Source organism: Ruegeria sp. BF8, from assembly GCF_056538625.1.
On the sequence record NZ_JBQFTL010000001.1, the window covers coordinates 179,966 to 201,893 of the forward strand.

The window sequence follows — 21,928 nt, forward strand, 5'->3', positions numbered from 1 at the left end:
GCATGGTAACGCTCTGAATGGGCGTCAGTTTGTGCAGGGGATCGGGGTCTCGACGATCTGGTCGCCGCGGCGAGTCCGGATGGTGCAGACCTTCTCTGCCTCTTTCTTCGGTGCGGGGGCTGCTTCTTCGATTCCCAACAGTTTGCGTTGGTCAACTTCGATCGCACTTGCGATGGTTTCATCCTGAACCCCGACCAAGGCCAGAGACAGGCGTCCGGTGTTTTGCGCCTGCGCCAGGGCCGCGATCTGTTCCGGCGTGGCGGCAACGGTGACGGTCCGGGCAATGGTCGTGCCGGTCACATCCGATCCTGCCGTCTGATCGACGGCGATCAACTCGATATTGGTCTGGATCAAGCGGGTGATTTCGCCGTTTGCCCCCTCGACCGCGCTGCGCAGCGATCCGGTCCAGTACACATCAACAACGTCGCCGGGGCGAAGAAAGCCCGAAACGCCCGAGGCAACATCAACACTGATGGCGAACGCGCGCATACCTTTTTCAAGACGCGAGGTCAGGCCGGCCAGCTCACCCGGTCGGGTGATCTTGACCTCCATGATGGCCTCGTCCTTTTCCATGGTGCGCAGAACAAAGCGTTCATTGTTGCCGGTTTCCGGGAACAGAACCGTCATATCGGTGAACGAACCTTCCGGAACCGCATTCTCAGGCCATTCCACGACGCGCACATCCTCCTGGGTCAGGCGTTCGCCGTATTTCAGCGGACGTTCAGATACGATCACGCCGACGGTCGGAACGACGTCGACCTTGGCGTTGGCAAGGGCCTCTTCGGCCATTTGCCGTTCACGCGCCAGGGCGTTCTGATACTCGGCAATATAGTTGCGGGCCATATAGACCGCACCGCCAGCCAGGGCGACCCCGACGATCAGGACAAGACCAAATACAGCTCGCATGCGTATACCTCTTTATTGCTCTGGCCGGACCTGTATCGGTCCGGGCAGGACATTGAAACAGCATATTTCGTAAATCGGAATTGTGTCGAAATGTGGGACAAATGGATATTTTTCGTTGTTTTATTGGCACAGAGCGTTGCGAACGAGCATCTCGTGACGTGGCGTCTGCTGTATCCCAGCATGGGTTGCGCGGTGCGGAGAAGGCAGGGGGCAAACGTGAACAACCGCGCCCGGCTGGCGCGGTTGTCATGTGGCCGGTCGGCCAAGTTCCCGAAAATCAGTTGCCGCCGGATCCGTTCGATCCACCGGTGATGATCCCACCAACGGCCGTGTTGCTGTCGCCGGTGCTGATGCTGATTGCCGAGTCGGAAAGGGCCGCCTCAACATCGTCAGCCAAGCCCTCGGTCCCACCTTGGATCAAAGCGTAGGCAATCGCTGCCAGGCCTGTGACGGCTGCGGTCAGGACCACCCAGTCGACAGTGATCGCACCGCTATCATCTTTTTTGAAGTTCCTGATGAACTTGATCATTTCGCGTCCCTCCTGACAGAGTGATTCCGCCCAGTTCCGGTTTCTGATGGCGACCAGAATTCTCGCGGGCACCTAAATACTAGTTATCAAAGACTTAAACGCGGTATCCGTGGCGGAAATTGGGCCAAACGTGGGCCATGCTTGGCCCGGCGCCCGAAATCCGATGCGCAGCGTCTGTCTTGCTTAAAAGGAAAAGGCCGCGCCCTCAGGCGCGGCCTTGTATCCCGATTGGGATGAAGTCAGCTTAGTTGCTGCCAGCGGTGGTGATACCACCAGCTGCCGTGTTCGAACCGGTGCTGATCGTTGCGCTGGTCAGGGCGCTGGAAACGTCGGTTGCCAGGCCGGTCGCGCCGCCTTCGATCTGCTGGTAAGCAACGGCTGCCAGGCCAACAACGGCTGCGGTCAGAACGACCCAGTCAACAGTTACGGCGCCGTCTTCGTCTTTGCGGAAGTTCTTGATGAACTTGATCATGTTACGTCCCTCCTAAAGGATCAAAAAGTCAATAAAACCTCGGGGTCTTTCAGAGCTTCATCTCTCAGTCGGCTCATGACCGTCTCGGTATGGCACTATGTTTGCCCCTCGTGCGTGGCAGGAATTGGGCCAAACAACGAATTTTTTGCCTCAGGCTTAACTTTTTGGTCACCAATCTGTTAACTCATTGAAATAAATAATAAAAATTTTTCCACACCAACCCGCCACGCTGTTTCGGCGGTGCAAAATTGCGCCAAATGAGGCAAAACCGCCCCAATTCGCTTTGTTTTTCTGGCCTTGCGGGAAGATTCGCGTATCAAATCAACTCAAAAGAACAGATGAGGCAGGCAGAAATGATTTTCCGGGACGCACTGACATGCGCCGGCGTTTTGGCGTTGCTGGTTGCCGTGGCGGCTCCGGCACCTGCTGCGGATATCGAGCCACGCGGCGTTTACAAACGGATCAAGGCTCCCAAAGCGGGGGAACGCCCGCGAGTGACGGTACAGATCAGTCCGCAAGAACACGCATCAACACCTTCAGCGCCCAGCACGGGCCCCGATTTGGTCGTGCCCGATATCATAGCCCGGACCAAAGTCCCTCCGGCGGCCTTTCCGGACATAATGAAGAAAAAGACCCCCGTGGGGGCGTACAAGGCGTTCTGGGACAAGGTATCGCCAGATATGACCCGAGCCGGCCCAGGCCGCCTTGACGAAGCCCTGCAGGCTTTGGCGGCGACCCAGATTTCATCTCCGCGGCTGCAGAACCTTCAGAAGATCGTCGAGCAGCGCGGGGTCGATATTCTCCGTACGACTGTAGGAACAAAAGTGTCGCCAGCGCTGGTCCTTGCGGTCATGTCCGTTGAATCAGGTGGTCGCCCCACTGCCGTCAGCTCCGCTGGAGCACAGGGTTTGATGCAACTGATGCCTGCCACGGCCAAGCGGTTCGGCGTGACCGACAGCATGTTGCCGGAACAGAATATCGCCGGCGGCGTGAAATACCTGGACTGGCTGATGGGTGAGTTCAACGACGACCCGATTCTCGTCCTGGCGGGATACAACGCCGGTGAAGGCGCGGTGCGAAAGCACAATGGCGTTCCGCCTTATGCTGAAACGCGCGACTATGTCCCCAAGGTTCTTGCCGCCTTCCAGGTGGCCCGAGCGTTGTGTGCCACTCCGCCTATGCTGATTTCCGACGGGTGCGTCTTTCAGTCCATGAATTAAAAAAGGCCCGCCGATTGGCGGGCCTTTCGGTTTCTCTGTTTGCTCAGAAGTCAGCCGGCGATGGTCGCCTCAGTCGCCGCGCGCATCTCTTCTTCGCTGACGCCATCGGCCAGTTCGACGATCTTCAACCCGCCTTCGACCACGTCTAGCACGCCCAGGTTGGTGATGATGCGGTCAACCACGCCCTTGCCGGTCAGCGGCAGGGTGCATTCCTTCAGCACCTTGCTGTCGCCGTGCTTGTTGGTGTGGTCCATCACCACGATGACCCGTCCGACCCCGGCCACCAGGTCCATGGCGCCGCCCATGCCCTTGACCAGCTTGCCCGGAATCATCCAGTTGGCCAGATCGCCTTTCTCGTCGACCTCCATCGCGCCAAGGATCGCCGCCGCGATCTTGCCGCCGCGGATCATGGCAAAGGACGTGGCGCTGTCGAAATAGGCGGTGCGGGGCAGTTCGGTGATGGTCTGCTTGCCGGCGTTGATCAGGTCGGGGTCCTCTTCGCCCTCATAGGGGAAGGGGCCCATGCCCAGCATGCCGTTTTCCGATTGCAGGGTGATATCCTTGTCGCCCACATAGTTCGCCACCAGCGTCGGAATCCCGATGCCGAGGTTCACATACATGCCGTCTTCCAGTTCCTCGGCCGCACGCGCGGCCATCTGATTGCGGTCCCAGGGCATTACGCTTCCTCCTTCTTGCGGGTGGTGCGCTGTTCGATGCGCTTCTCGTGCTGACCTTGAATGACCCGGTGCACATAGATGCCGGGCAGGTGGATGCAGTCGGGGTCCAGCGAACCGCGCGGCACGATCTCTTCCACCTCGGCAACGCAGATCTTGCCGCAGGTCGCCGCCGGCACGTTGAAGTTGCGGGCGGTCTTGCGGAATACCAGGTTGCCGGTGTCGTCGGCCTTCCATGCCTTGACGATGGCCAGATCGGCAAAGATCCCTTCCTCGAGGATGTAGGTCTCGCCGTTGAACTCCTTGTGCTCCTTGCCCTCGGCGATCACGGTGCCGACGCCGGTCTTGGTGTAGAAGCCCGGGATGCCCGCGCCGCCGGCGCGCATGCGCTCGGCCAGGGTGCCTTGCGGGGTGAATTCCAGCTCAAGCTCGCCCGACAGGTACTGGCGCATGAACTCGGCGTTCTCGCCGACATACGAGCTGATCATCTTCTTGACCTGCCGCGTCTGCAGCAGGATGCCGATGCCGAAATCGTCGACGCCTGCGTTGTTCGAGGCAAAGGTCAGATCCTTCACGCCAGATTCCTTGATCGCCTGCAGCAGCAATTCGGGAATGCCGCACAGGCCGAACCCGCCGGCCGCGATCAGCATGCCATCCCGAAGTATCCCATCGAGGGCCTCGGTGGCATTGGCATAGACTTTCTTCATGGAAAACTCCCCCAATGACATGGTGATGGGCAGGTTGTGCCGCCACGTCATTGGGAAGTCAATGAAACCTGCGGGCGGGTGGTATTTCTACCTAACCGCCCGCGGGGGCCGGGATCAGCCGGCTTTCTTCTTGGTGGCTTTCTTCTTGGGCGCGGCCTTTTTGCGGGTGCCTTTCTTGGCCGCCTTCTCATTGACAAGTTCCACCGCCATTTCGGGCGTCACGTCCTCGGGCTTGATGTCCTTGGGCAGGGTCGCGTTGATCTTTTCCCACTTCACATAAGGCCCATAGCGCCCGTCCAGAACCTGGATCGCGCCGCCGTCGGGATGCTCGCCCAGTTCCTTCAGCGGTTTGGCCGCAGCCCGTCCGCGCCGCCCGGGATTGGCGCGTTTTTCCGCCAACAGTTCGACGGCGCGGTTCATGCCGATCTCGAACACGTCGTTGGGATCCTTGAGGTTGGCATAGACCGGCTTTGCCTCATCCGGCAGCTGATGCATGATATAGGGACCGAAGCGCCCGAAATTGGCGCTGATCATACCGCCCTCGGGGTGTTCGCCAATCTCGCGCGGCAGACTCAGAAGGGTCAGCGCCTTCTCAAGGTCCATGTCATCCTTGCTCCAACCCTTGGGCAAAGAGGCGCGCGGCGGTTTCTTGTTCTCGGGCGTGGCTTCGCCGCGCTGGACATAGGGGCCGAAGCGTCCGGATTTCAGCCAGATCTCATCCTCGCCATCCATGCCCAGCATGCGTTCCTCGCCCTCGGCGCCTTCACCGGCGATGGGGCGGGTATAGGTGCATTCGGGATAGTTCCCGCAGCCCACGAATCCGCCGGTCCGCGAGGTTTTCAGGTGCAGCCGTCCGACCCCGCATTTGGGGCAGATGCGCGGATCCGAGCCATCCTCGCGCGGGGGGTACAACTGCGGGGCCAGTGCCTCGTCCAGTTTGTCGAGCACTTCCGAAATCCGCAGCTCTGACGTCTCGGCGATCGCGGCCGAGAAATCGCGCCAGAACTTGGAAAGCAGGTCCTTGTAGTCGCGGGCGCCGGCGCTCACCTCGTCCAGCTGCTCTTCGAGGTTGGCAGTGAATTCGTATCCCACATACTGGCGGAAGAAATTCAGCAAGAAGATCGTGACGATCCGGCCCTTTTCCTCGGGGATCAGGCGGTTCTTGTCCTTGCGGACGTAACCGCGGTCCTGAATCGTGGTGACGATCGAGGCATAGGTCGAGGGTCGCCCGATGCCCAACTCCTCCATCCGTTTGACCAGGGTCGCCTCGGTATAGCGCGGCGGCGGCTGGGTGTGGTGTTGCAGCGCCAGAACCGCCTGGTTTTCCGACAGGATGGCCTTCTTGTCCGCGCCGTCGGCGGTGGCCTTGTCAAACTGATCCTTCAGCGTGGTCTTGGCAAAGCGCGCCGGATCACCCTGCATGATCTGGGGCAGGCGCTTGTCATCTTCGTCCTCGACATCGTCGCGGCCTTCCTCGTAGACGCGCATGAATCCGTCGAACAGCACGACCTGACCGGTGGCGCGCAGCCCCACCTGACCGTCATCGCTGCCGATTTCGACGGTCGTGCGTTCCAGCCGCGCAGCGGCCATCTGGCAGGCGATCGTACGTTTCCAGATCAGATCGTACAGCTTGCGCTGATCGTCATCCGACAGTTTCAGGGCGGCCGCATCCTTGGTCATGTCCGTGGGCCGGATGCATTCGTGCGCTTCCTGCGCATTCTTGGCCTTGTTCTTGTACATGCGCGGGCTGTCCGGCACGTATTCGGCACCGAACCGGTCCTTGATCGCGTCCCGCGTGGCGGCGACGGCCTCGGGGGCCATGTCGATGCCGTCGGTTCGCATGTATGTTATGTGTCCGGCCTCGTACAAACGCTGCGCCACCTGCATCGCGTGGCGGGCGCCCATGTCGAATTTGCGGCTGGCTTCCTGCTGCAGGGTCGAGGTCATGAACGGGGCGCTGGGATTGCGCGCGGCTGGCTTCGCTTCGACCGAGGTCACGCTCAGTGCGCGGCTGGTGATGGCCTGCACCGCCAGTTCGGCCTGGGTGGCGTTGGCGATGTCATGCTTGTCCAGCTTCTTGCCGGCCAGCGTGACCAGCCGCGCCTCATAGGTCTGGCCGCGCGGCGTTTCGAACAGCGCCTTGACCGACCAGTATTCCACGGGCTTGAACGCCTCGATCTCCATCTCGCGCTCGACGATCAGGCGCAGGCAGACCGATTGCACGCGGCCGGCCGATTTCGCGCCGGGCAGCTTGCGCCACAGAACCGGCGACAGGTTGAAGCCGACCAGGTAATCCAATGCGCGCCGGGCCAGATACGCCTCGACCAGCGGCATGTCCACCTCGCGCGGGTTCTGCATCGCCTTGGTCACCGCATCCTTGGTGATGGCGTTGAACGTCACACGGCTGACGGCCGTATCCTTCTTGATCGAGCGGCGTTTGGTCAGCGCCTCCTGCAGGTGCCAACTGATCGCCTCGCCCTCGCGGTCGGGGTCGGTTGCCAGGATCAGCGCGTTGTCATCCTTGAGCGCGTCGGCGATGGCCTTGACGTGTTTGCGGCTGTCCGTGCCGACCTCCCAAGTCATCGAAAACTCGTGGTCGGGATCCACCGATCCATCCTTCGGAGGAAGGTCGCGAACGTGGCCGTAAGAGGCCAAGACCGTGTAGTCGGGGCCAAGGTATTTATTGATCGTTTTTGCTTTGGCCGGGGATTCTACAACAACTACAGGCATTTAGTTAAAAACCTCGCTCGACGGATTGGGCGCCTTCTATGGCCGTGCAAAATGTGTAGGGCAAGATGGATTTGTCAATGCACAGTCTGAAAGGCCCGAAATCCGGCCTAATTGAGACCGGCGGCCCGGGTTGGAACCACCTCGGCAGATTAGACGGCGAGGCTCAGCAACCCGCCCGGTTGGCGACGGATCAAACCATCCAGCTCCAGATCGGTCAAAGCGGGGCCGATCACGCTGGCGGGCGCATCGACATCCCGGATTAACTGGTCCTCGGCCAAAGGCGAAGGCCCCAACCGTTCCAGGATTCGGGCGTGGAGCGCCTCGGGAGGAGTGATTGTCTGCGCGACGGGCGCCGTGTCGGGGACAGGTTCGGGCGCTCTGCGCGGCTGCGGGGGCAGGGCGTCGATTACATCCTGCACGCAGCGCACAAGTGTGGCGCCTTCGCGGATCAGAAAATTACAGCCGGCGGCGCGGGCGTCGAACGGATGGCCGGGCACGGCAAGAACCTCGCGCCCCTGGTCCAGTGCGTCGCGTGCCGTGATGAGGCTGCCGGACTTGGCGGCAGCCTCGACGACGACAACGGCCTGAGACAGCCCTGATATGATCCGGTTGCGGCGAGGAAAGTGGCGGGCCTGCGGGGTCACGCCCATTGGTTGTTCGGAGATGCGCAGCCCTCTGGTCGCGATGTCGCGCGCCAGTTCCTTGTTTTCCGCCGGATAGATGATGTCGACGCCACCGGCCATGACTGCAACGGTTCCCGTTTGCAGCGTGGCCAGATGCGCGGCGGTGTCGACACCGCGGGCCAGGCCGGAGACGACTACATAGCCACTCTCACCCAGACCCCCTGCCAGAGCCCGCGCCATCCTGGTTCCCAAGGACGAACAGTTGCGGGCACCAACAAGCGAGATCATCGGGCGCTGAAGCACCGAAACGTCGCCTATTGCCCAAAGCAGAGGAGGGGCATCGTTCAGATCGGTCAGTGCCATAGGATAGTCGGCGGCCCCAAGGCACAAAAGCCGCGCTTTGGCGGCTTTTGCGGCCTTGAGTTCCGCCTCGATGACGCCGGGCGGGCATATTTCATACCCTTCAATTCCGGCAGCGCGTGCCAATTCCGGCAACGCGGCCAGCGCATTCTGCGCCGAGCCATGTTCGTGCATCAGGCGCCGGAACGTTGCCGGGCCAACTTTGCGCGAGCGCAACAGGCGAAGCCAGGAAAACCGGTCCTCTTCCGTGGTGGGTGGGAGTGGGGGGTGATTGGAAGAAAGCTGCTCTTCGGTCATCCGTCGCTCCGCCTGATTGCAGAACTGGTTTACGGCGTGACGGGTTAACAGCTTGTGAATCGCGGAAAATTTTAGCGTGTTCCAGTGTGGGTTTCGCGGAATGGGTGCGCAAATATTTGAAAGTAATAACTTTTCTCAGGCCGCCTATTTCGATGCGCTACGGTTCATTCCTTTTGTGGCCGGCAGCACGGATTAACCATGGTGCCGGCCGAAGGCGCGCGATTCGCATCAGGCGGCCGATCCTCCGACCGTCAGCCCCTCCATCAGCACTGTGGGTTGACCCACACCCACGGGCACCCACTGACCGTCCTTGCCGCAGGTTCCCATGCCGGGATCCAGGGCCATGTCGTTGCCCAGACCCCGGATACGTTTCAACGCTGAAGGACCGTCGCCGATCAGCGTTGCGCCCTTGACCGGCGCGCCGATTTTGCCGTTCACGACCCGGTAGGCCTCGGTACAGCTGAACACGAATTTGCCGTTGGTGATGTCGACCTGGCCGCCGCCGAAACCCACGGCCCAGATGCCGTCCTTGATCTCGGCCACCAGATCCGCCGGGTTGGCATCGCCGCCCAGCATGATCGTGTTGGTCATGCGTGGCATCGGTTTGTGCGCATAGCTTTGCCGGCGCCCGTTGCCGGTGGGGGACACGCCCATCAGGCGCGCATTCTGCCGGTCCTGCATGTAGCCAGTCAGGATGCCGTCTTCGATCAGCACGGTGCGCGAGCTCGGTGTCCCCTCGTCATCCACGGTGATCGATCCGCGACGATCCGGGATCGTCCCGTCATCCACCACGGTCACGCCCTTGGAGGCGATCCGCTGCCCCATCAGCCCGGCAAAGGCCGAACTCCCCTTGCGGTTAAAGTCTCCTTCCAACCCATGCCCGATGGCCTCGTGCAGCAGGATGCCGGGCCAGCCGGGGCCCAATGCGACTTCCATCACGCCGGCCGGAGCGGCAACGGCGTCAAGGTTGACCAAAGCAATGCGCAGCGCCTCTCGGACCTTGTCCTGCCAATCGGACGGGTCAATCAGGCCGTCCAGACCAACGCGGCCACCACCTCCGGCCGATCCGCTTTCGCGCCGGCCGTTCTGTTCGACGATGACCGACACGTTCAGGCGGGTCATCGGACGAACGTCGCGTACCATGGTGCCATCGGGGCGGAGGATCTCGACCTCTTGCACGGACGCGGCGATCACGGCGCTGACTTGAACCACCCTGGGGTCCAGATCGCGCGCAAATCCGTCGATTTCGCGCAGAGTCTCGACCTTGACCGGGAAGCTGGCGGATTCGATCGGGTCCGCATCCGTATAAAGCTGCTTGTTTGTGCGCCTTGGCGCGTCGGCCAAAGTGCCTCCACCGTCACCAACCGCCAGCCGAGCGGTTTCCGCAGCACGTTTCAGCGAGGGCATTGATACATCTGTCGAGTGGGCATAACCGGCCACATCACCCTGCACGGCACGCAGCCCGAATCCCTCGGACGCATCGTAAGATGCGGTGCGCAGGCGCCCATCGTCAAAGGCAAGTGTTTCGGATTTCCGACGCTCGACAAACAGCTCGCCGTCTTCGGCCCCGGCGGTGGCCGAGCGCAGTACGGCCAGTGCCTCGTCATGCGGCAATGCGGTCTCGAACGGGCGAAACGGGGCTTGAGTCATGGGTTGCGGCCTTTCGCGTTTGATCCAGATCAAAAATAGCGTCTGTTTGACGCAAGCATTTTGCTTTATCTACCTCCCGGAATATGGTTTTTAACGCGGCCAAAGACAACGGGAGAGGTGTGACCGATTCACACCTGTTCGCCAGAGACGCAAAGATCAAACGATCAGGACAGAAAATGAAGAATGCTTTGATGCTTTCGGGGGTGTTCGCAGCCCTCTCCAGCCTTCCCGCCATGGCTCAGGATCTTGAGATCATCGGCAAGCCGGTCGACGGCGGCATGGGCTTCCAGCCGGCGGCCACCAGCCTGGCCGAAGGGATTCACCGCCTTGATGGTATGATTCTGGTTATCATCACCGCGATCTGTCTGCTGGTCGCAGGCCTGCTGGTATACTGCATCGTGCGCTACAACCAGCGTGTAAACCCGACCCCGGCGCGGTTTTCGCACTACACTCCGGTCGAGATCGCCTGGACCATCGGCCCGATCCTGATCCTGGTCTTCATCGGTGCGTTCTCGCTGCCGGTGCTGTTCAAGCAGCAGGAAATCCCCGAGGGTGACGTCGTCATCAAGGTGACCGGCAACCAGTGGTACTGGACCTATGAATATGTCGATCACGACTTTGCGTTCGACAGCTACCTGCTGGGTCACCCGGCCACCCTGGACGAAGGTGCACGCCCCGCCGATGCGGATGTAACCCCGTTCGTTCTGGACGATGCGATGCGTGCCAAGCTGGCCGATGCCGGCTACAGCGAGGATGAGTGGCTGCTGGCCACCGACACCGCAGTCGTGGTTCCCGTCAACAAGGTGGTTGTGATGCAGGTCACGGCGGCCGACGTGATCCACTCATGGACGATCCCGGCGTTTGGCGTCAAACAGGACGGCGTTCCGGGCCGCCTGGCCGAGCTGTGGTTCCAGGCCGACAAGGAAGGCATCTACTTCGGCCAGTGCTCCGAGCTGTGCGGCAAGGACCACGCCTACATGCCAATCACCGTCAAAGTCGTCAGCGAAGAAGCCTATCAGGAATGGCTGCAGGGCGCGTTGGACGAATACGCCGGCCAGCCGGCATCGTTCCAGATCGCCTCGAACTGACGATCCCGGGGCCTGAGGCCCGTTCGAAACCAAGGACAGGCTGCGCGGGTTTCGCGCAGCTTTCGCACCACAAGGACCTGACATGACCGACGCGAGCATCAATGCCAGCACACTTGCCGCACAATCCGGTGCGGACGAGGCCGGCTTTGGCGACTATTTCGCCCTGCTCAAGCCGCGGGTGATGTCGCTTGTCGTGTTCACCGCGTTGGTGGGTCTGCTGGCCGCACCTGTGCCGGTACATCCGTTCGTCGGCTTCTGCGCCATCCTGTTCATCGCCATCGGCGGCGGCGCCTCGGGCGCGCTGAACATGTGGTGGGACGCGGATATCGACAAGGTGATGAAGCGCACCAAGGGCCGTCCGATTCCGTCGGGCAAGGTCGAGCCCGGCGAGGCGATGGCGCTGGGCCTGGCTCTGTCGGGTCTGTCGGTGATCATGCTGGGCTTGGCGACCAACTGGTTCGCGGGCGCGTTTCTGGCCTTTACCATCTTTTTCTATGTCGTGATCTACACGATGTGGCTCAAGCGCCTGACGCCGCAGAACATCGTGATCGGAGGCGCCGCGGGCGCTTTCCCGCCGGTAATCGGCTGGGTTGCCGCGACGGGTTCGATGACGCTCGAGCCGTGGCTGATGTTTGCCCTGACCTTCATGTGGACCCCGCCGCATTTCTGGGCGCTGGCGCTGTTCATGCGCTCGGATTATGACGACGCCGGCGTGCCGATGCTGACCGTAACGCATGGACGCCGCGCCACGCGGACCCATATTCTGGTCTATACCGCATTGCTGGCTCTGCTGGCCGTGGGCACGGCGTTCTCGGGCATCGGTGGGCCGATTTACCTCGCTGTTGCCGTGGTGTTGAACGCTCTGTTCCTGCGGGGGGCATGGGCCATCTCGCGCCGCACCGAAGACGACGCGGAGGCGGACAATTTCAAGGTCGAGCGCAGCTTTTTCAAGCTGTCGCTGCTGTACCTGTTCCTGCATTTCGGCGCGATCCTCGCCGAGGCGCTGCTGAAACCCTACGGGTTGGGAGGCTGGTCATGAGCCTGCGCAAAAGCCATGAGCTGCACCAGCGTCGCTTCGGCCGCAACCTGGGTGTCGGGCTGACGTTGGCGGCGTTCATCGTGATCATCTTCGGCCTGACCATCGTCAAGGTCTCGGGCAGCGATTTCGGCGTGCCCAGCGAGGAGGTTCAGAACTGATGGCTTTGAGCGGACCGCAGAAGACCGTTGCACAGACCGTTGGTCTGGTTGTTCTGATGGGCAGCCTGGCCTGGGCGGCCGTGCCGTTCTACGACTGGTTCTGTCGGGTCACCGGGTTCGGGGGCACCACCGGCGTTGCCGAGGCCACGCCCGACGATATCCTCGACCGGGTGGTGACCGTTCGCTTCGACGCCTCCAAGGCCAAGGACATGCCGTGGGAATTCAAACCCGTCGAGCGAGAGATGAAGGTGCGCATCGGTGAGACCGGTCTGGCCTTCTACGAAGCATACAACCCGACGGACAAGCCGGTTGCGGGACAGGCATCGTACAACGTGACGCCATATTCCGCCGGTGGATACTTCCAGAAGATCGCCTGTTTCTGCTTTGAAGAGCAGGTTCTGGAGCCCGGCGAACGCGTCGAGATGCCCGTAACTTTCTTCGTCGACCCCGAAATGGTGGAAGACCCCGAAGCACAGTATGTTCATACGATCACGCTGTCGTATACATTCTATGAAATAGACCTGCCCGAGGGCTATGCCGCCCTGGATGCGCAGGCAGAATCAAACACGAACTAACGCCTGTAGGTGAGGGACGCTGATGGCACACGCAAAAAATCACGATTACCACATTCTGGCACCTTCGATCTGGCCGCTGATCGGCGCGATCGGTGGCTTCGTCATGCTGTTCGGAGCCGTCTTGTGGATGCACGGCATGACCTCCTTCGTGTTCTGGGGTGGTCTTGTGGCAGTTCTCTACACGATGTTTGCCTGGTGGTCCGAGGTCGTGGCCGAAAGCCGCGCGGGTGATCACACTCCGGTCGTCCGGATCGGGCTGCGCTACGGGTTCATCCTGTTCGTCATGTCCGAGGTGATGTTCTTCTTCGCCTGGTTCTGGTCGTTCTTCAAACATCGCATGTATCCGATGTACGACTATGCCGGCACCGAATACATTCAGCCTGACATCCACGCGGTGGACCCGTTCCACCTGCCGCTGATCAACACTCTGGTTCTGTTGCTGTCGGGCTGTGCGATCACTTGGGCGCACCACGCGCTGGTCCACGACAACGACCGCAAGGCGCTGATTCAGGGTCTCGCGATCGGTATCGTCCTGGGTATCGCCTTCACCTTCCTGCAGGCCTTCGAATACTATGAACTGCTGGCCCACGAAGGCTGGGAGTTCGGCGGCGATCAGTTCTACTCGAACTTCTTCATGGCAACCGGCTTCCACGGCGCACATGTGATCATCGGCACCATCTTCCTGACTGTCTGTCTGATCCGCGCGCTTCGTGGCGACTTTACCCCGGAGAAACACGTCGGGTTCGAGGCGGCCGCATGGTACTGGCACTTTGTCGACGTTGTCTGGCTGTTCCTGTTCTTCGCAGTCTACATCTGGGGTCAGGCACCGCTGATGTAACGCCCCGCGAGGCTGTCGAATTGCAAAAGCCGCCCCTCGGGGCGGCTTTTTCTCGATCAGGGGCGCAAGGGATTGCGCCCCGTACAATTGCAAGGTTGCATTTCCTTGCGCACAGACCGTAACAAGACGCCGGCTTGACCCCGAGCCGCTATGATACGCAACAAGGGCCAGACATGCGCCGCATCCTGTTTCTGCTGATTTTTGGACTCGCCGGGCTGGCGGTTCTTGTGTCTCTGGGCACTTGGCAGGTTCAGCGTCTGGCCTGGAAAGAGGGCATTCTGGCCGACATCGAAGCCCGGATCGCCGCCGATCCAGTGCCGCTGCCCGAGGCGGTCGATCCCGAAGCCGACCGTTATCTACCCGCCGAAGTATCGGGCGAGATGCTGCCCGGCGAAATCCATGTACTGGTTTCGGTCAAGCAGGTCGGGCCGGGCTATCGGATCATCGCGCCCTTCCGAACCGGTGATCGCACGATCCTGGTGGACCGGGGCTTTGTGCCCACAACGGCCAAACAGGCCGAACGCCAGATCGGCCCCATGCAGGTTGTCGGAAATCTGCATTGGCCCGATGAGATCGACAGCTATACCCCCGATCCGGACCGGGCGGGCAACATCTGGTTTGCCCGCGACGTGCCCGCGCTGGCCGATGCGCTTGGGGCCGAACCGATCCTACTGGTTGCCCGCAGCCAGACCGATCCCGCCATCACGCCGCTGCCGGTGGATACGGCGGGTATTCCCAACGACCATCTGCAATACGCGGTGACATGGTTCGGCCTGGCGCTGGTCTGGGCCGCAATGACCGGATATTTCCTGTGGCGCGGCCGCGCCCCATCAGAAAGTGACGCGCAATGAAATATATCTCGACCCGCGGGCAGGCGCCCGAACTGAGCTTTGAAGAGGCGATGCTGACCGGTCTGGCCCGTGACGGTGGCCTGTACCTGCCTGCCGAAATCCCGGTGCTGAGCCAGGACGAGATCGCCGCGCTGGCCGGGCTGCCGTATGAAGAGATCGCGTTCCGCGTCATGTGGCCCTATGTCAGCGGTTCATTCGCCGGGGACGAATTCAAAGAGATCATTGCCCGCGCCTATGCGGGGTTCGGCCATGATGCCCGCGCGCCGTTGAAGCAGCTGAACGAGAACAACTTTCTGCTGGAACTGTTCCACGGGCCCACGCTGGCCTTCAAGGATTTCGCCATGCAGCTTATCGGCCAGCTGTTCCAGGTGGCGCTGAAGAGGCGGGGCGAACGTGTTACCATCGTCGGCGCCACCAGCGGCGACACAGGATCGGCCGCGATCGAGGCGTTCCGGGGGCTGGACGCGGTCGATGTGTTCATCCTGTTCCCGCATGGCCGCGTCTCCGAGGTGCAGCGCCGTCAGATGACCACACCCGCCGACAGCAACGTGCACGCGCTGGCCGTCGATGGCGATTTCGACGACTGTCAGGCCGCCGTGAAGGACATGTTCAACGATTTCGATTTCCGCGATGGGGTCAAGCTGGCGGGGGTGAACTCGATTAACTTTGCCCGCGTGCTGGCGCAAGTGGTTTATTATTTCTCGGCCGCTACCAGCCTGGGCGCGCCGCATCGCAAGGTCAGCTTCACGGTGCCCACCGGCAATTTCGGCGACATCTTCGCCGGCTACATCGCCAAACGGATGGGTCTGCCCATCGACCGTCTGGTGGTGGCGACTAACCAGAACGACATCCTGCATCGCTGCCTTTCGGGGCAGGGCTATTTCAAGGGCGACACCATCCCCTCGATCAGCCCGTCGATGGACATTCAGGTCAGCTCGAACTTCGAGCGCGCGCTGTACTATGCCTATGGCGAGGACGGGCGGGCCGTGGCGCAGTTGATGGACGAGCTGAAACAGGGCGGCTTCCACGTCAGCCAGGGCGCGATGGAGGCCCTGCGCGAAAGCTTCGACTCGGGCCGTGTGTCAGAAGAGGAAACGCTGGCCACGATCAAATCCACGCTGGAACATAGCGCCGAGCTGGTCTGCCCGCATACCGCCGTGGGCATCAAGGTGGCCGAAGACACCCGCGCCGCCGATGTGCCGATGGTGACGCTGGCCACCGCGCACCCTGCGAAATTCCCCGCCGCGGTCGAGCAGGCCAGCGGTGTGCATCCGCCTCTTCCCTCGCGCATGTCCGATCTGTATGAACGTCCGGAACGGGTGACCCGCATCGCCAACGATCTGGGCGCCATCGAGGATCATATCAAAAGGCATATTGCTGAGTGACTGTCAGACTGGACCAACTAACAAACGGCTTTCGGATCGTCAGCGAACAGATGCTGGGGCTGCAATCGGCCGCCATCGGCATCTGGGTGACCGCCGGCGGGCGGCACGAGCGGATCGAACAGAACGGCATCGCGCATTTCCTCGAGCATATGGCCTTCAAGGGCACCGAGCGGCGCTCTGCTTTGCAGATCGCCGAGGCGATCGAGGATGTGGGCGGCTATATCAACGCCTATACCTCGCGCGAGGTGACGGCCTATTACGCCCGGGTGCTGAAGGATGACGTGGCGCTGGCGATGGACGTGATCGGCGACATCGTCCTGAACCCCGTCTTCGACCCGCGCGAGATCGAGGTTGAGCGCGGCGTGATCCTGCAGGAAATCGGACAGGCGCATGACACGCCCGACGATGTGATCTTTGACTGGCTGCAGGAACAGAGCTATCGCGATCAGCCGCTGGGCCGCACGATTCTGGGGCCGACCGAAAGAGTCAGCGCCTTTTCGCGCGACGACCTGTCGGCCTTCGTGGCCGAGCACTATGCGCCCGACCAGATGATCCTGTCGGCGGCAGGCGCCGTCGATCATGACCAGTTGATGAAACTGGCCGAAGAGATGTTCGGACACCTGCAACCCCGCAAGGGGCTGCTACCGGAACCCGCGCGGTTCACCGGCGGTGAGGCGCGGCGGGACAAGGCGCTGGAGCAGGCGCATTTTGCCCTGGCGCTGGAAAGCCCGGGCTATCGCAATGACGAGATCTATACCGCGCAGGTCTATTCGACCGCGCTGGGCGGCGGCATGTCCTCGCGCCTGTTTCAGGAAGTGCGTGAGACCCGCGGGCTGTGCTATACGATCTTTGCCCAGACCGGCGCCTATGCCGACACGGGAACGACCACGATCTATGCCGGCACTTCGGCCGATCAGGTGGGCGAGCTGGCCACCATCACCATCGACGAGATGAAGCGCGCCGCCGAGGACATGAGCCCCGAGGAGGTTGCCCGCGCCCGGGCGCAAATGAAGGCAGGGATGCTGATGGGGCTGGAAAGCCCCTCGAACCGGGCTGAACGTCTGGCCCGGCTGGTGCAGATATGGGGCCGTGTTCCGCCGCTCGAGGAAACCGTGGCCAAGATCGATGCGGTCAGCACCGCCGACGTCCGGGCCTTTGCCGAAAAGATGGCGGTTCAGGCACCGGCAGCACTGGCGCTTTACGGGCCTGTGGGTGGTGCGCCGACACTGGAGAGGCTGCAGGAGAGGCGCGCGGCGTGATGCTGTTGGGCAGACGCAGGCTGAAACTCGAGACCGAGCGGTTGAGCTTGCGCCCGCCCGTGCATTCCGACTTCAACGACTGGGCTGCACTGCGGCTGGCCTCGCGCGAGTATCTGACCCCGTGGGAGCCGATCTGGGCCAAGGATCACCTGACCCGCAAATCCTTCACCAACCGTGTCTACTGGGCGCAACGCTCGGTGGCCAATGGTACGGCGGTTCCGCTGTTCCTGTTCCGCAGAACGGATGACATGCTGGTGGGCGCCATTACGCTGGACAACATTCGCCGGGGGCCGGCGCAGGCCGGAACGCTGGGCTATTGGACCGGGCAGGCCTTTGCCCGGCAGGGTTACATGCGCGAGGCCATCGGCGCCGTGGTGCATTACGCCTTTACCCGACTGGACCTGAGCCGGATCGAGGCCGCCTGCCTGCCGGAAAACGCTGCCTCTCGCGGGCTGTTGGAAAGCTCGGGGTTCAAATACGAGGGCGTGGCGCAATCCTATCTGCAGATCAACGGGCGTTGGCGAACGCATGTGCTCTATGCGTCGCTGCGCTCGGACCGGCGCGGGCGGACGGACGCGGGCTAGGGCGCCCGTTCGGACCTGATGTGGGCGGGACTGTTTCCGAAATTTGGGCCCAGTGACGTGACTCGAGGCGCCGATGCGCTAGACTTCCGATCATGCGGAGTGTTTTGGCGGGTCTGATCTTGCTGGCAGGGACGGCGGCGGCGCAGGAGCGTCGGCCAAGCCATTGCATCGCCATCGCCCAGAACACCCCTGGAATCCAGTATCTGCACAAGGCGGCGTGGCAGGATCCGGTGCCCGAATTCTCGGTCCGGATCAGCTATGTCGCGCATGCGTCCTTTCTGATCCAGACATCCGGCGGGCTGAATGCCGTGACCGACTATACCGGCTTCATCGGCGGCGCGGATCTGATTCCCGACATCGTGACGATGAACCACGCCCATGACACCCATTGGACCGCCTATCCCGACCCGGCCATCCCGCATGTGCTGCCGGGTTGGGGCGAGTTCGGGCAGGGCATCGAACACCACCTCGACCTGGGCGAATTGCTGGTGCGCAACGTATCGACCGACATCCGGTCCGCTTATGGCGGGGTGGAAGAGCGCGGAAACTCGATCTTCGTGTTCGAGGTCGAAGGTCTTTGCATCGGCCATCTGGGGCATCTGCACCACATCCCCAGCGACGAGCAGTTCGCGGCCCTTGGGCGGCTGGACGTGGTCATGGCGGCGGTGGACGGTGGCACGACCATGCCCTTGCCCGAGATGATCTCGGTGCTGCAGCGGCTGAAAAGTTCGGTCATCATTCCGATGCATTGGTTCTCGGGATATTCGCTGGACCGGTTCCTGGCCGATATCCGATCCGATTTCCCGGTGCGCCGGGACGGGGTTTCGGAAATCGAAGTATCGCTGCGGACCCTGCCGGACCGCCCGACGGTGGTGGTGCTCGAGCCGCGATACCTTATGGAATTGGAATAAGCCTTGCCGTGCGCCTCGGGCTTGGGCATGCAGAGGGTATGCATTTGAACCCTGCCGATGAAACCTTTGCCGAAACCATCCGCGCCCGCCTGGGTGACGATGTTCTGCGCCCGGTCGAGCCGCGCTATCTGGAAGAGCCGCGCCGCCGCTTCGCCGGGCAGGCGGGTCTGCTGGCCTTGCCCCGCACGGTTGAGGAGGTCGCAGCCTTGGTGCGTTTGGCGTCCGAGGCCCGTGTGCCGGTGGTGCCATACGGCGGCGGCACCGGTCTTGTGGGCGGACAGGTCATGGCCAATGGCCCCGCGCCCCTGATCCTGTCGCTCGAGCGGATGCGCGCGATCCGGGCCGTCTACCCGACCGAAAACATCCTGATCGCCGAGGCCGGTGCTGTGCTGGCCGACATTCAGGCCTCGGCCGAGACGGCCAACCGGCTGTTTCCGCTGTCGCTCGCGGCGCAGGGGTCCTGCCGGATCGGGGGGAACCTCGCTACCAATGCCGGGGGCGTCAACGTCCTGCGCTATGGCAATGCGCGGGATCTGTGCCTGGGGCTCGAGGCGGTTCTGCCCAGCGGGGAGATCTGGCACGGTCTGGGGCGGCTGCGCAAGGACAACACGGGCTATGACCTGCGCAACCTGCTGATCGGGTCCGAGGGCACGCTGGGGGTCATCACCGCCGCCTCGCTCAAGCTGTTCCCCCGTCCTGCCGGGCTGGGCACGGCGATCTTTCAGGTCACCAGCCCCGAAGCGGCGATCGACCTGCTGGCCCTGGCCCGCGACCATTTGGGCGAAACCGTCAGCGCGTTCGAACTGATCCACAAGCAGGGGCTGGATTTTCTGGCCGAGGTCTTGCCGGACGTGCGGCAACCCTTTGACACACCGCCGGACTGGTCGGTCCTGATCGAGCTGGGATTGCCGGCCGGGCACGAGCCCGAGGCGGCGCTGGAGTCCTTGTTCGTCGCTGCCGAAGCCCGTGGTCAGGTGTCGGACGGCGTCATCGCCCAAAGCGCCGCGCAGCGCGACGGGCTGTGGTCAGTGCGCGAACGCATCCCCGAGGCGAACCGGCTGATCGGTTCGGTGTCCAGCCACGATATCTCGGTTCCGATTTCGCGCATCCCCGACTTCATTCGCCAAGGCGGCGAGGCGATTGCGGCCCTCGGGCCGTTCCGGGTGAACTGCTTTGGTCATCTTGGGGACGGCAACCTGCACTACAACGTCTTCCCGCCCAAAGGCCACGACCGGGACGCGTTCAATGACCGGCGCGCCGCGATCAAGCGCGCGGTCCATGACCTGGTGCATGAATTTGAAGGATCGGTCAGTGCCGAGCACGGGGTGGGCCGTCTGAAGACCGGTGATCTGGAACGCTATGGTGATCCAGCCAAACTGTCGGCCATGCGCGCCATCAAGGCCGCCTTGGACCCGCTCGGGATCATGAACCCCGGCGCCGTCCTGTCAGCTGTGTGAGTGCGGCCCGAACGCTCCGGGCCGCAGCTGCGCGTCGTTTACGACGCTGGCAGGATAACCTTGTCGATGACGTGGATCACGCCATTGCTGGTTTCGATATCTGCCTGAACGACATTTGCGTCATTGACCATGACACCGTTGTCGAGATCGATTGTGATCTCTCCACCCTGAACGGTGGCGGCGGTCATGTCGTCGGACAGATCACCCGACATCACTTTGCCCGGAACCACGTGATAGGTGAGGATCGCAACAAGCTGATCCTTGTTCTCGGGCTTCAGCAGCGTTTCCACGGTGCCTTCGGGCAGAGCAGCAAAGGCTTCATCCGTGGGCGCGAAAACGGTGAATGGGCCTTCGCCCTTCAGCGTGTCAACTAACTCGGCAGCCTGCACGGCTGCGACCAGAGTGTTGAAGCTGCCGGCTCCGACAGCGGTGTCCACAATGTCCTTGCCGTGGCCGTCGGCCATGGCAGCGGTCGAAAACAGGATACTGGCGACACCGGCAACAGCGAATTTGCGAAACATGATCTACTTCCCTTGTTGAGGATGTCATCGGCGACATCAGGGGCGATACGGTGACATGCCGGAAGGAGATCATGCGTCGGGGGCAAAAAACCGACTGGAAAACGAACAACGCCGCGCTAAGCGCGCGGCATTTCCAGCGGCAAGTCACGAAATCGTGACCATTGTCTGTTCACAGCCCTTCGAATTCGCACAGGACATGGACGTCCATGCCCATCTCCTCCAGCACCTTCCGGCCACCCAGCTCGGGCAGGTCGATGATGAAGGCGCAGCTGACAATCTCGCCGCCCAGACGTTCGATCAGCTTGATGCCTGCCGCGGCAGTGCCGCCGGTGGCCAGCAGGTCATCGACGACCAGAACCTTTTCACCGGGCTGGATCGCGTCATCGTGGATCTCGACGATGGCTTCGCCGTATTCCAGCTTGTACTCCTCGCTGATCGTGGTGCCCGGCAGCTTGCCCTTCTTGCGGATCGGAACGAAGCCCACGCTCAGCTGGTGAGCGATCGCGCCGCCCAGGATGAAGCCGCGCGCCTCGAGCCCCACGACCTTGTCGATGCGCTCGCCGGCATAGGGGTGCAGCATCTGGTCGATGGCCATGCGAAACCCGCGGGGGTCCGCAAACAGGGTCGTCACGTCGCGGAACATGATCCCTTCGTGGGGAAAATCGACGATGGTCCGAATGTAATCCTTGACCGTTTTGCTTCTGGACATGGGGCAACCCTTCTTGCGTCAAAACACGGCGGTGTTTGGCGTATCACGGCCAGTCATGCAAGCCACGGCTGCCTTCCTGCGCGTATTTGCTGCGGAACAGATGCGCCGGGACCACCCGCCCTTGGGGGCTGTGGGTATCGACAAGCGATGCGCTTTGTCTATACAAGGTGCCACGCGCTGATGCAGGCCCAGAACAAGGATGACAGCCGTGGCCAAGGCCGACCTCAAGGGATCCACCAAAAAGAACAGCCAGCTGGTTCTGCGCCTGGACAAGGACGAACGCGACGCGTTCGTTGCGCTGTGCCGCGATCTCGACACCTCGGCCGCGCGCGAGATCCGCAAGTTCATTCGCGCGTTCATGGCCGAGAACGCCGGGACCTGACTG

At 62.1% G+C, this 21,928-nt stretch carries 23 protein-coding genes; 13 read left to right on the forward strand and 10 right to left on the reverse strand.

What is annotated here, in order from left to right; genetic code table 11:
• Positions 1–24: 24 nt before the first annotated feature.
• The 3 genes from cpaB to ACR0LD_RS00850 form a co-directional block, all read right to left on the reverse strand.
• Positions 25–906 (reverse strand): Flp pilus assembly protein CpaB, encoded by an 882-nt coding sequence (gene cpaB / locus ACR0LD_RS00840; protein ID WP_170358187.1) that lies wholly within the window; start codon positions 904–906, stop codon positions 25–27.
• 277 nt (positions 907–1,183) lie between these two features.
• Positions 1,184–1,435, reverse strand: coding sequence for a hypothetical protein (locus tag ACR0LD_RS00845; protein WP_170337531.1), 252 nt, complete (start codon positions 1,433–1,435; stop codon positions 1,184–1,186).
• A 244-nt stretch (positions 1,436–1,679) separates the two neighbouring features.
• On the reverse strand, positions 1,680–1,907 hold the full coding sequence (locus tag ACR0LD_RS00850) for a Flp family type IVb pilin (RefSeq protein WP_170358189.1): 228 nt from the start codon (positions 1,905–1,907) through the stop codon (positions 1,680–1,682).
• A 338-nt stretch (positions 1,908–2,245) separates the two neighbouring features.
• On the opposite strand from ACR0LD_RS00850, the gene ACR0LD_RS00855 reads away from it, so the two are divergent.
• Positions 2,246–3,127, forward strand: a complete 882-nt coding sequence (locus tag ACR0LD_RS00855) for a lytic transglycosylase domain-containing protein (RefSeq protein ID WP_480635303.1) — start codon at positions 2,246–2,248, stop codon at positions 3,125–3,127.
• A 50-nt stretch (positions 3,128–3,177) separates the two neighbouring features.
• Here the strand turns inward: ACR0LD_RS00855 and ACR0LD_RS00860 are convergent, their stop codons facing one another.
• From ACR0LD_RS00860 to tldD, 5 genes are all read right to left on the reverse strand, one after another.
• On the reverse strand, positions 3,178–3,804 hold the full coding sequence (locus ACR0LD_RS00860; protein WP_170358191.1) for a CoA transferase subunit B: 627 nt from the start codon (positions 3,802–3,804) through the stop codon (positions 3,178–3,180).
• Entirely contained in the window at positions 3,804–4,508 is a 705-nt protein-coding gene (locus tag ACR0LD_RS00865; RefSeq protein ID WP_040634234.1) for a CoA transferase subunit A, read from the reverse strand. Before ACR0LD_RS00865 ends, ACR0LD_RS00860 begins: the two co-directional genes overlap by 1 nt.
• Before the next feature lie 114 nt (positions 4,509–4,622).
• Positions 4,623–7,238, reverse strand: a complete 2,616-nt coding sequence (gene topA, locus ACR0LD_RS00870) for a type I DNA topoisomerase (RefSeq protein ID WP_480635305.1) — start codon at positions 7,236–7,238, stop codon at positions 4,623–4,625.
• A 149-nt stretch (positions 7,239–7,387) separates the two neighbouring features.
• Positions 7,388–8,518, reverse strand: coding sequence for a DNA-processing protein DprA (gene dprA, locus ACR0LD_RS00875; RefSeq protein WP_480635306.1), 1,131 nt, complete (start codon positions 8,516–8,518; stop codon positions 7,388–7,390).
• 228 nt (positions 8,519–8,746) lie between these two features.
• Positions 8,747–10,168, reverse strand: a complete 1,422-nt coding sequence (tldD, locus tag ACR0LD_RS00880) for a metalloprotease TldD (RefSeq protein ID WP_170358198.1) — start codon at positions 10,166–10,168, stop codon at positions 8,747–8,749.
• Positions 10,169–10,344: 176 nt separating this feature from the next.
• On the opposite strand from tldD, the gene coxB reads away from it, so the two are divergent.
• From coxB to ACR0LD_RS00935, 11 genes are all read left to right on the forward strand, one after another.
• On the forward strand, positions 10,345–11,256 hold the full coding sequence (gene coxB, locus ACR0LD_RS00885; RefSeq protein ID WP_170337536.1) for a cytochrome c oxidase subunit II: 912 nt from the start codon (positions 10,345–10,347) through the stop codon (positions 11,254–11,256).
• An 82-nt stretch (positions 11,257–11,338) separates the two neighbouring features.
• A complete protein-coding gene (gene cyoE / locus ACR0LD_RS00890; protein ID WP_170337537.1) occupies positions 11,339–12,295 on the forward strand; it encodes a heme o synthase in 957 nt (318 codons plus the stop codon).
• A complete protein-coding gene (locus tag ACR0LD_RS00895; protein ID WP_170337538.1) occupies positions 12,292–12,453 on the forward strand; it encodes a hypothetical protein in 162 nt (53 codons plus the stop codon). The genes cyoE and ACR0LD_RS00895 overlap by 4 nt, the downstream gene beginning before the upstream one ends.
• Entirely contained in the window at positions 12,453–13,028 is a 576-nt protein-coding gene (locus tag ACR0LD_RS00900; RefSeq protein WP_480635309.1) for a cytochrome c oxidase assembly protein, read from the forward strand. Before ACR0LD_RS00895 ends, ACR0LD_RS00900 begins: the two co-directional genes overlap by 1 nt.
• A 22-nt stretch (positions 13,029–13,050) precedes the next feature.
• Positions 13,051–13,866 (forward strand): cytochrome c oxidase subunit 3, encoded by an 816-nt coding sequence (locus ACR0LD_RS00905; RefSeq protein WP_093962747.1) that lies wholly within the window; start codon positions 13,051–13,053, stop codon positions 13,864–13,866.
• A gap of 173 nt (positions 13,867–14,039) precedes the next feature.
• The gene (locus ACR0LD_RS00910) at positions 14,040–14,717 is read left to right on the forward strand and encodes an SURF1 family protein (protein ID WP_170539464.1); all 678 of its coding nucleotides are present in this window, start codon (positions 14,040–14,042) and stop codon (positions 14,715–14,717) included.
• Positions 14,714–16,102 carry a threonine synthase gene (gene thrC, locus ACR0LD_RS00915; protein WP_480635312.1) on the forward strand — a complete coding sequence of 463 codons (1,389 nt, stop codon included), beginning with the start codon at positions 14,714–14,716 and terminating at the stop codon, positions 16,100–16,102. The genes ACR0LD_RS00910 and thrC overlap by 4 nt, the downstream gene beginning before the upstream one ends.
• Positions 16,099–17,361 (forward strand): M16 family metallopeptidase, encoded by a 1,263-nt coding sequence (locus tag ACR0LD_RS00920; RefSeq protein ID WP_480635314.1) that lies wholly within the window; start codon positions 16,099–16,101, stop codon positions 17,359–17,361. The genes thrC and ACR0LD_RS00920 overlap by 4 nt, the downstream gene beginning before the upstream one ends.
• Complete coding sequence (locus ACR0LD_RS00925; RefSeq protein ID WP_093962743.1) at positions 17,361–17,945, forward strand: GNAT family N-acetyltransferase; 585 nt, start codon at positions 17,361–17,363, stop codon at positions 17,943–17,945. The genes ACR0LD_RS00920 and ACR0LD_RS00925 overlap by 1 nt, the downstream gene beginning before the upstream one ends.
• A gap of 92 nt (positions 17,946–18,037) precedes the next feature.
• Positions 18,038–18,856 (forward strand): MBL fold metallo-hydrolase, encoded by an 819-nt coding sequence (locus tag ACR0LD_RS00930; protein WP_170366650.1) that lies wholly within the window; start codon positions 18,038–18,040, stop codon positions 18,854–18,856.
• Positions 18,857–18,894: 38 nt separating this feature from the next.
• Complete coding sequence (locus ACR0LD_RS00935; RefSeq protein WP_480635316.1) at positions 18,895–20,313, forward strand: FAD-binding oxidoreductase; 1,419 nt, start codon at positions 18,895–18,897, stop codon at positions 20,311–20,313.
• 38 nt (positions 20,314–20,351) lie between these two features.
• Here ACR0LD_RS00935 and ACR0LD_RS00940 read toward each other — a convergent pair whose 3' ends face one another.
• Positions 20,352–20,834, reverse strand: a complete 483-nt coding sequence (locus ACR0LD_RS00940; protein ID WP_170337939.1) for a fasciclin domain-containing protein — start codon at positions 20,832–20,834, stop codon at positions 20,352–20,354.
• Between the two features lie 169 nt (positions 20,835–21,003).
• A complete protein-coding gene (locus ACR0LD_RS00945; protein ID WP_170337941.1) occupies positions 21,004–21,543 on the reverse strand; it encodes an adenine phosphoribosyltransferase in 540 nt (179 codons plus the stop codon).
• Positions 21,544–21,742: 199 nt separating this feature from the next.
• On the opposite strand from ACR0LD_RS00945, the gene ACR0LD_RS00950 reads away from it, so the two are divergent.
• On the forward strand, positions 21,743–21,925 hold the full coding sequence (locus tag ACR0LD_RS00950) for a hypothetical protein (RefSeq protein WP_170337544.1): 183 nt from the start codon (positions 21,743–21,745) through the stop codon (positions 21,923–21,925).
• Positions 21,926–21,928: the final 3 nt, after the last annotated feature.

Excerpts from the sequence above, each read along its gene's own strand:
- cpaB (WP_170358187.1), bottom strand. The coding sequence starts at position 906 with ATGCGAGCTGTATTTGGTCTTGTCCTGATCGTCGGGGTCGCCCTGGCT.
- ACR0LD_RS00845 (WP_170337531.1), bottom strand. The coding sequence starts at position 1,435 with ATGATCAAGTTCATCAGGAACTTCAAAAAAGATGATAGCGGTGCGATC.
- ACR0LD_RS00850 (WP_170358189.1), bottom strand. The coding sequence starts at position 1,907 with ATGATCAAGTTCATCAAGAACTTCCGCAAAGACGAAGACGGCGCCGTA.
- ACR0LD_RS00855 (WP_480635303.1), top strand. The coding sequence starts at position 2,246 with ATGAGGCAGGCAGAAATGATTTTCCGGGACGCACTGACATGCGCCGGC.
- ACR0LD_RS00860 (WP_170358191.1), bottom strand. The coding sequence starts at position 3,804 with ATGCCCTGGGACCGCAATCAGATGGCCGCGCGTGCGGCCGAGGAACTG.
- ACR0LD_RS00865 (WP_040634234.1), bottom strand. The coding sequence starts at position 4,508 with ATGAAGAAAGTCTATGCCAATGCCACCGAGGCCCTCGATGGGATACTT.
- topA (WP_480635305.1), bottom strand. The coding sequence starts at position 7,238 with ATGCCTGTAGTTGTTGTAGAATCCCCGGCCAAAGCAAAAACGATCAAT.
- dprA (WP_480635306.1), bottom strand. The coding sequence starts at position 8,518 with ATGACCGAAGAGCAGCTTTCTTCCAATCACCCCCCACTCCCACCCACC.
- tldD (WP_170358198.1), bottom strand. The coding sequence starts at position 10,168 with ATGACTCAAGCCCCGTTTCGCCCGTTCGAGACCGCATTGCCGCATGAC.
- coxB (WP_170337536.1), top strand. The coding sequence starts at position 10,345 with ATGAAGAATGCTTTGATGCTTTCGGGGGTGTTCGCAGCCCTCTCCAGC.
- cyoE (WP_170337537.1), top strand. The coding sequence starts at position 11,339 with ATGACCGACGCGAGCATCAATGCCAGCACACTTGCCGCACAATCCGGT.
- ACR0LD_RS00895 (WP_170337538.1), top strand. The coding sequence starts at position 12,292 with ATGAGCCTGCGCAAAAGCCATGAGCTGCACCAGCGTCGCTTCGGCCGC.
- ACR0LD_RS00900 (WP_480635309.1), top strand. The coding sequence starts at position 12,453 with ATGGCTTTGAGCGGACCGCAGAAGACCGTTGCACAGACCGTTGGTCTG.
- ACR0LD_RS00905 (WP_093962747.1), top strand. The coding sequence starts at position 13,051 with ATGGCACACGCAAAAAATCACGATTACCACATTCTGGCACCTTCGATC.
- ACR0LD_RS00910 (WP_170539464.1), top strand. The coding sequence starts at position 14,040 with ATGCGCCGCATCCTGTTTCTGCTGATTTTTGGACTCGCCGGGCTGGCG.
- thrC (WP_480635312.1), top strand. The coding sequence starts at position 14,714 with ATGAAATATATCTCGACCCGCGGGCAGGCGCCCGAACTGAGCTTTGAA.
- ACR0LD_RS00925 (WP_093962743.1), top strand. The coding sequence starts at position 17,361 with ATGCTGTTGGGCAGACGCAGGCTGAAACTCGAGACCGAGCGGTTGAGC.
- ACR0LD_RS00930 (WP_170366650.1), top strand. The coding sequence starts at position 18,038 with ATGCGGAGTGTTTTGGCGGGTCTGATCTTGCTGGCAGGGACGGCGGCG.
- ACR0LD_RS00935 (WP_480635316.1), top strand. The coding sequence starts at position 18,895 with ATGCATTTGAACCCTGCCGATGAAACCTTTGCCGAAACCATCCGCGCC.
- ACR0LD_RS00940 (WP_170337939.1), bottom strand. The coding sequence starts at position 20,834 with ATGTTTCGCAAATTCGCTGTTGCCGGTGTCGCCAGTATCCTGTTTTCG.
- ACR0LD_RS00945 (WP_170337941.1), bottom strand. The coding sequence starts at position 21,543 with ATGTCCAGAAGCAAAACGGTCAAGGATTACATTCGGACCATCGTCGAT.
- ACR0LD_RS00950 (WP_170337544.1), top strand. The coding sequence starts at position 21,743 with ATGACAGCCGTGGCCAAGGCCGACCTCAAGGGATCCACCAAAAAGAAC.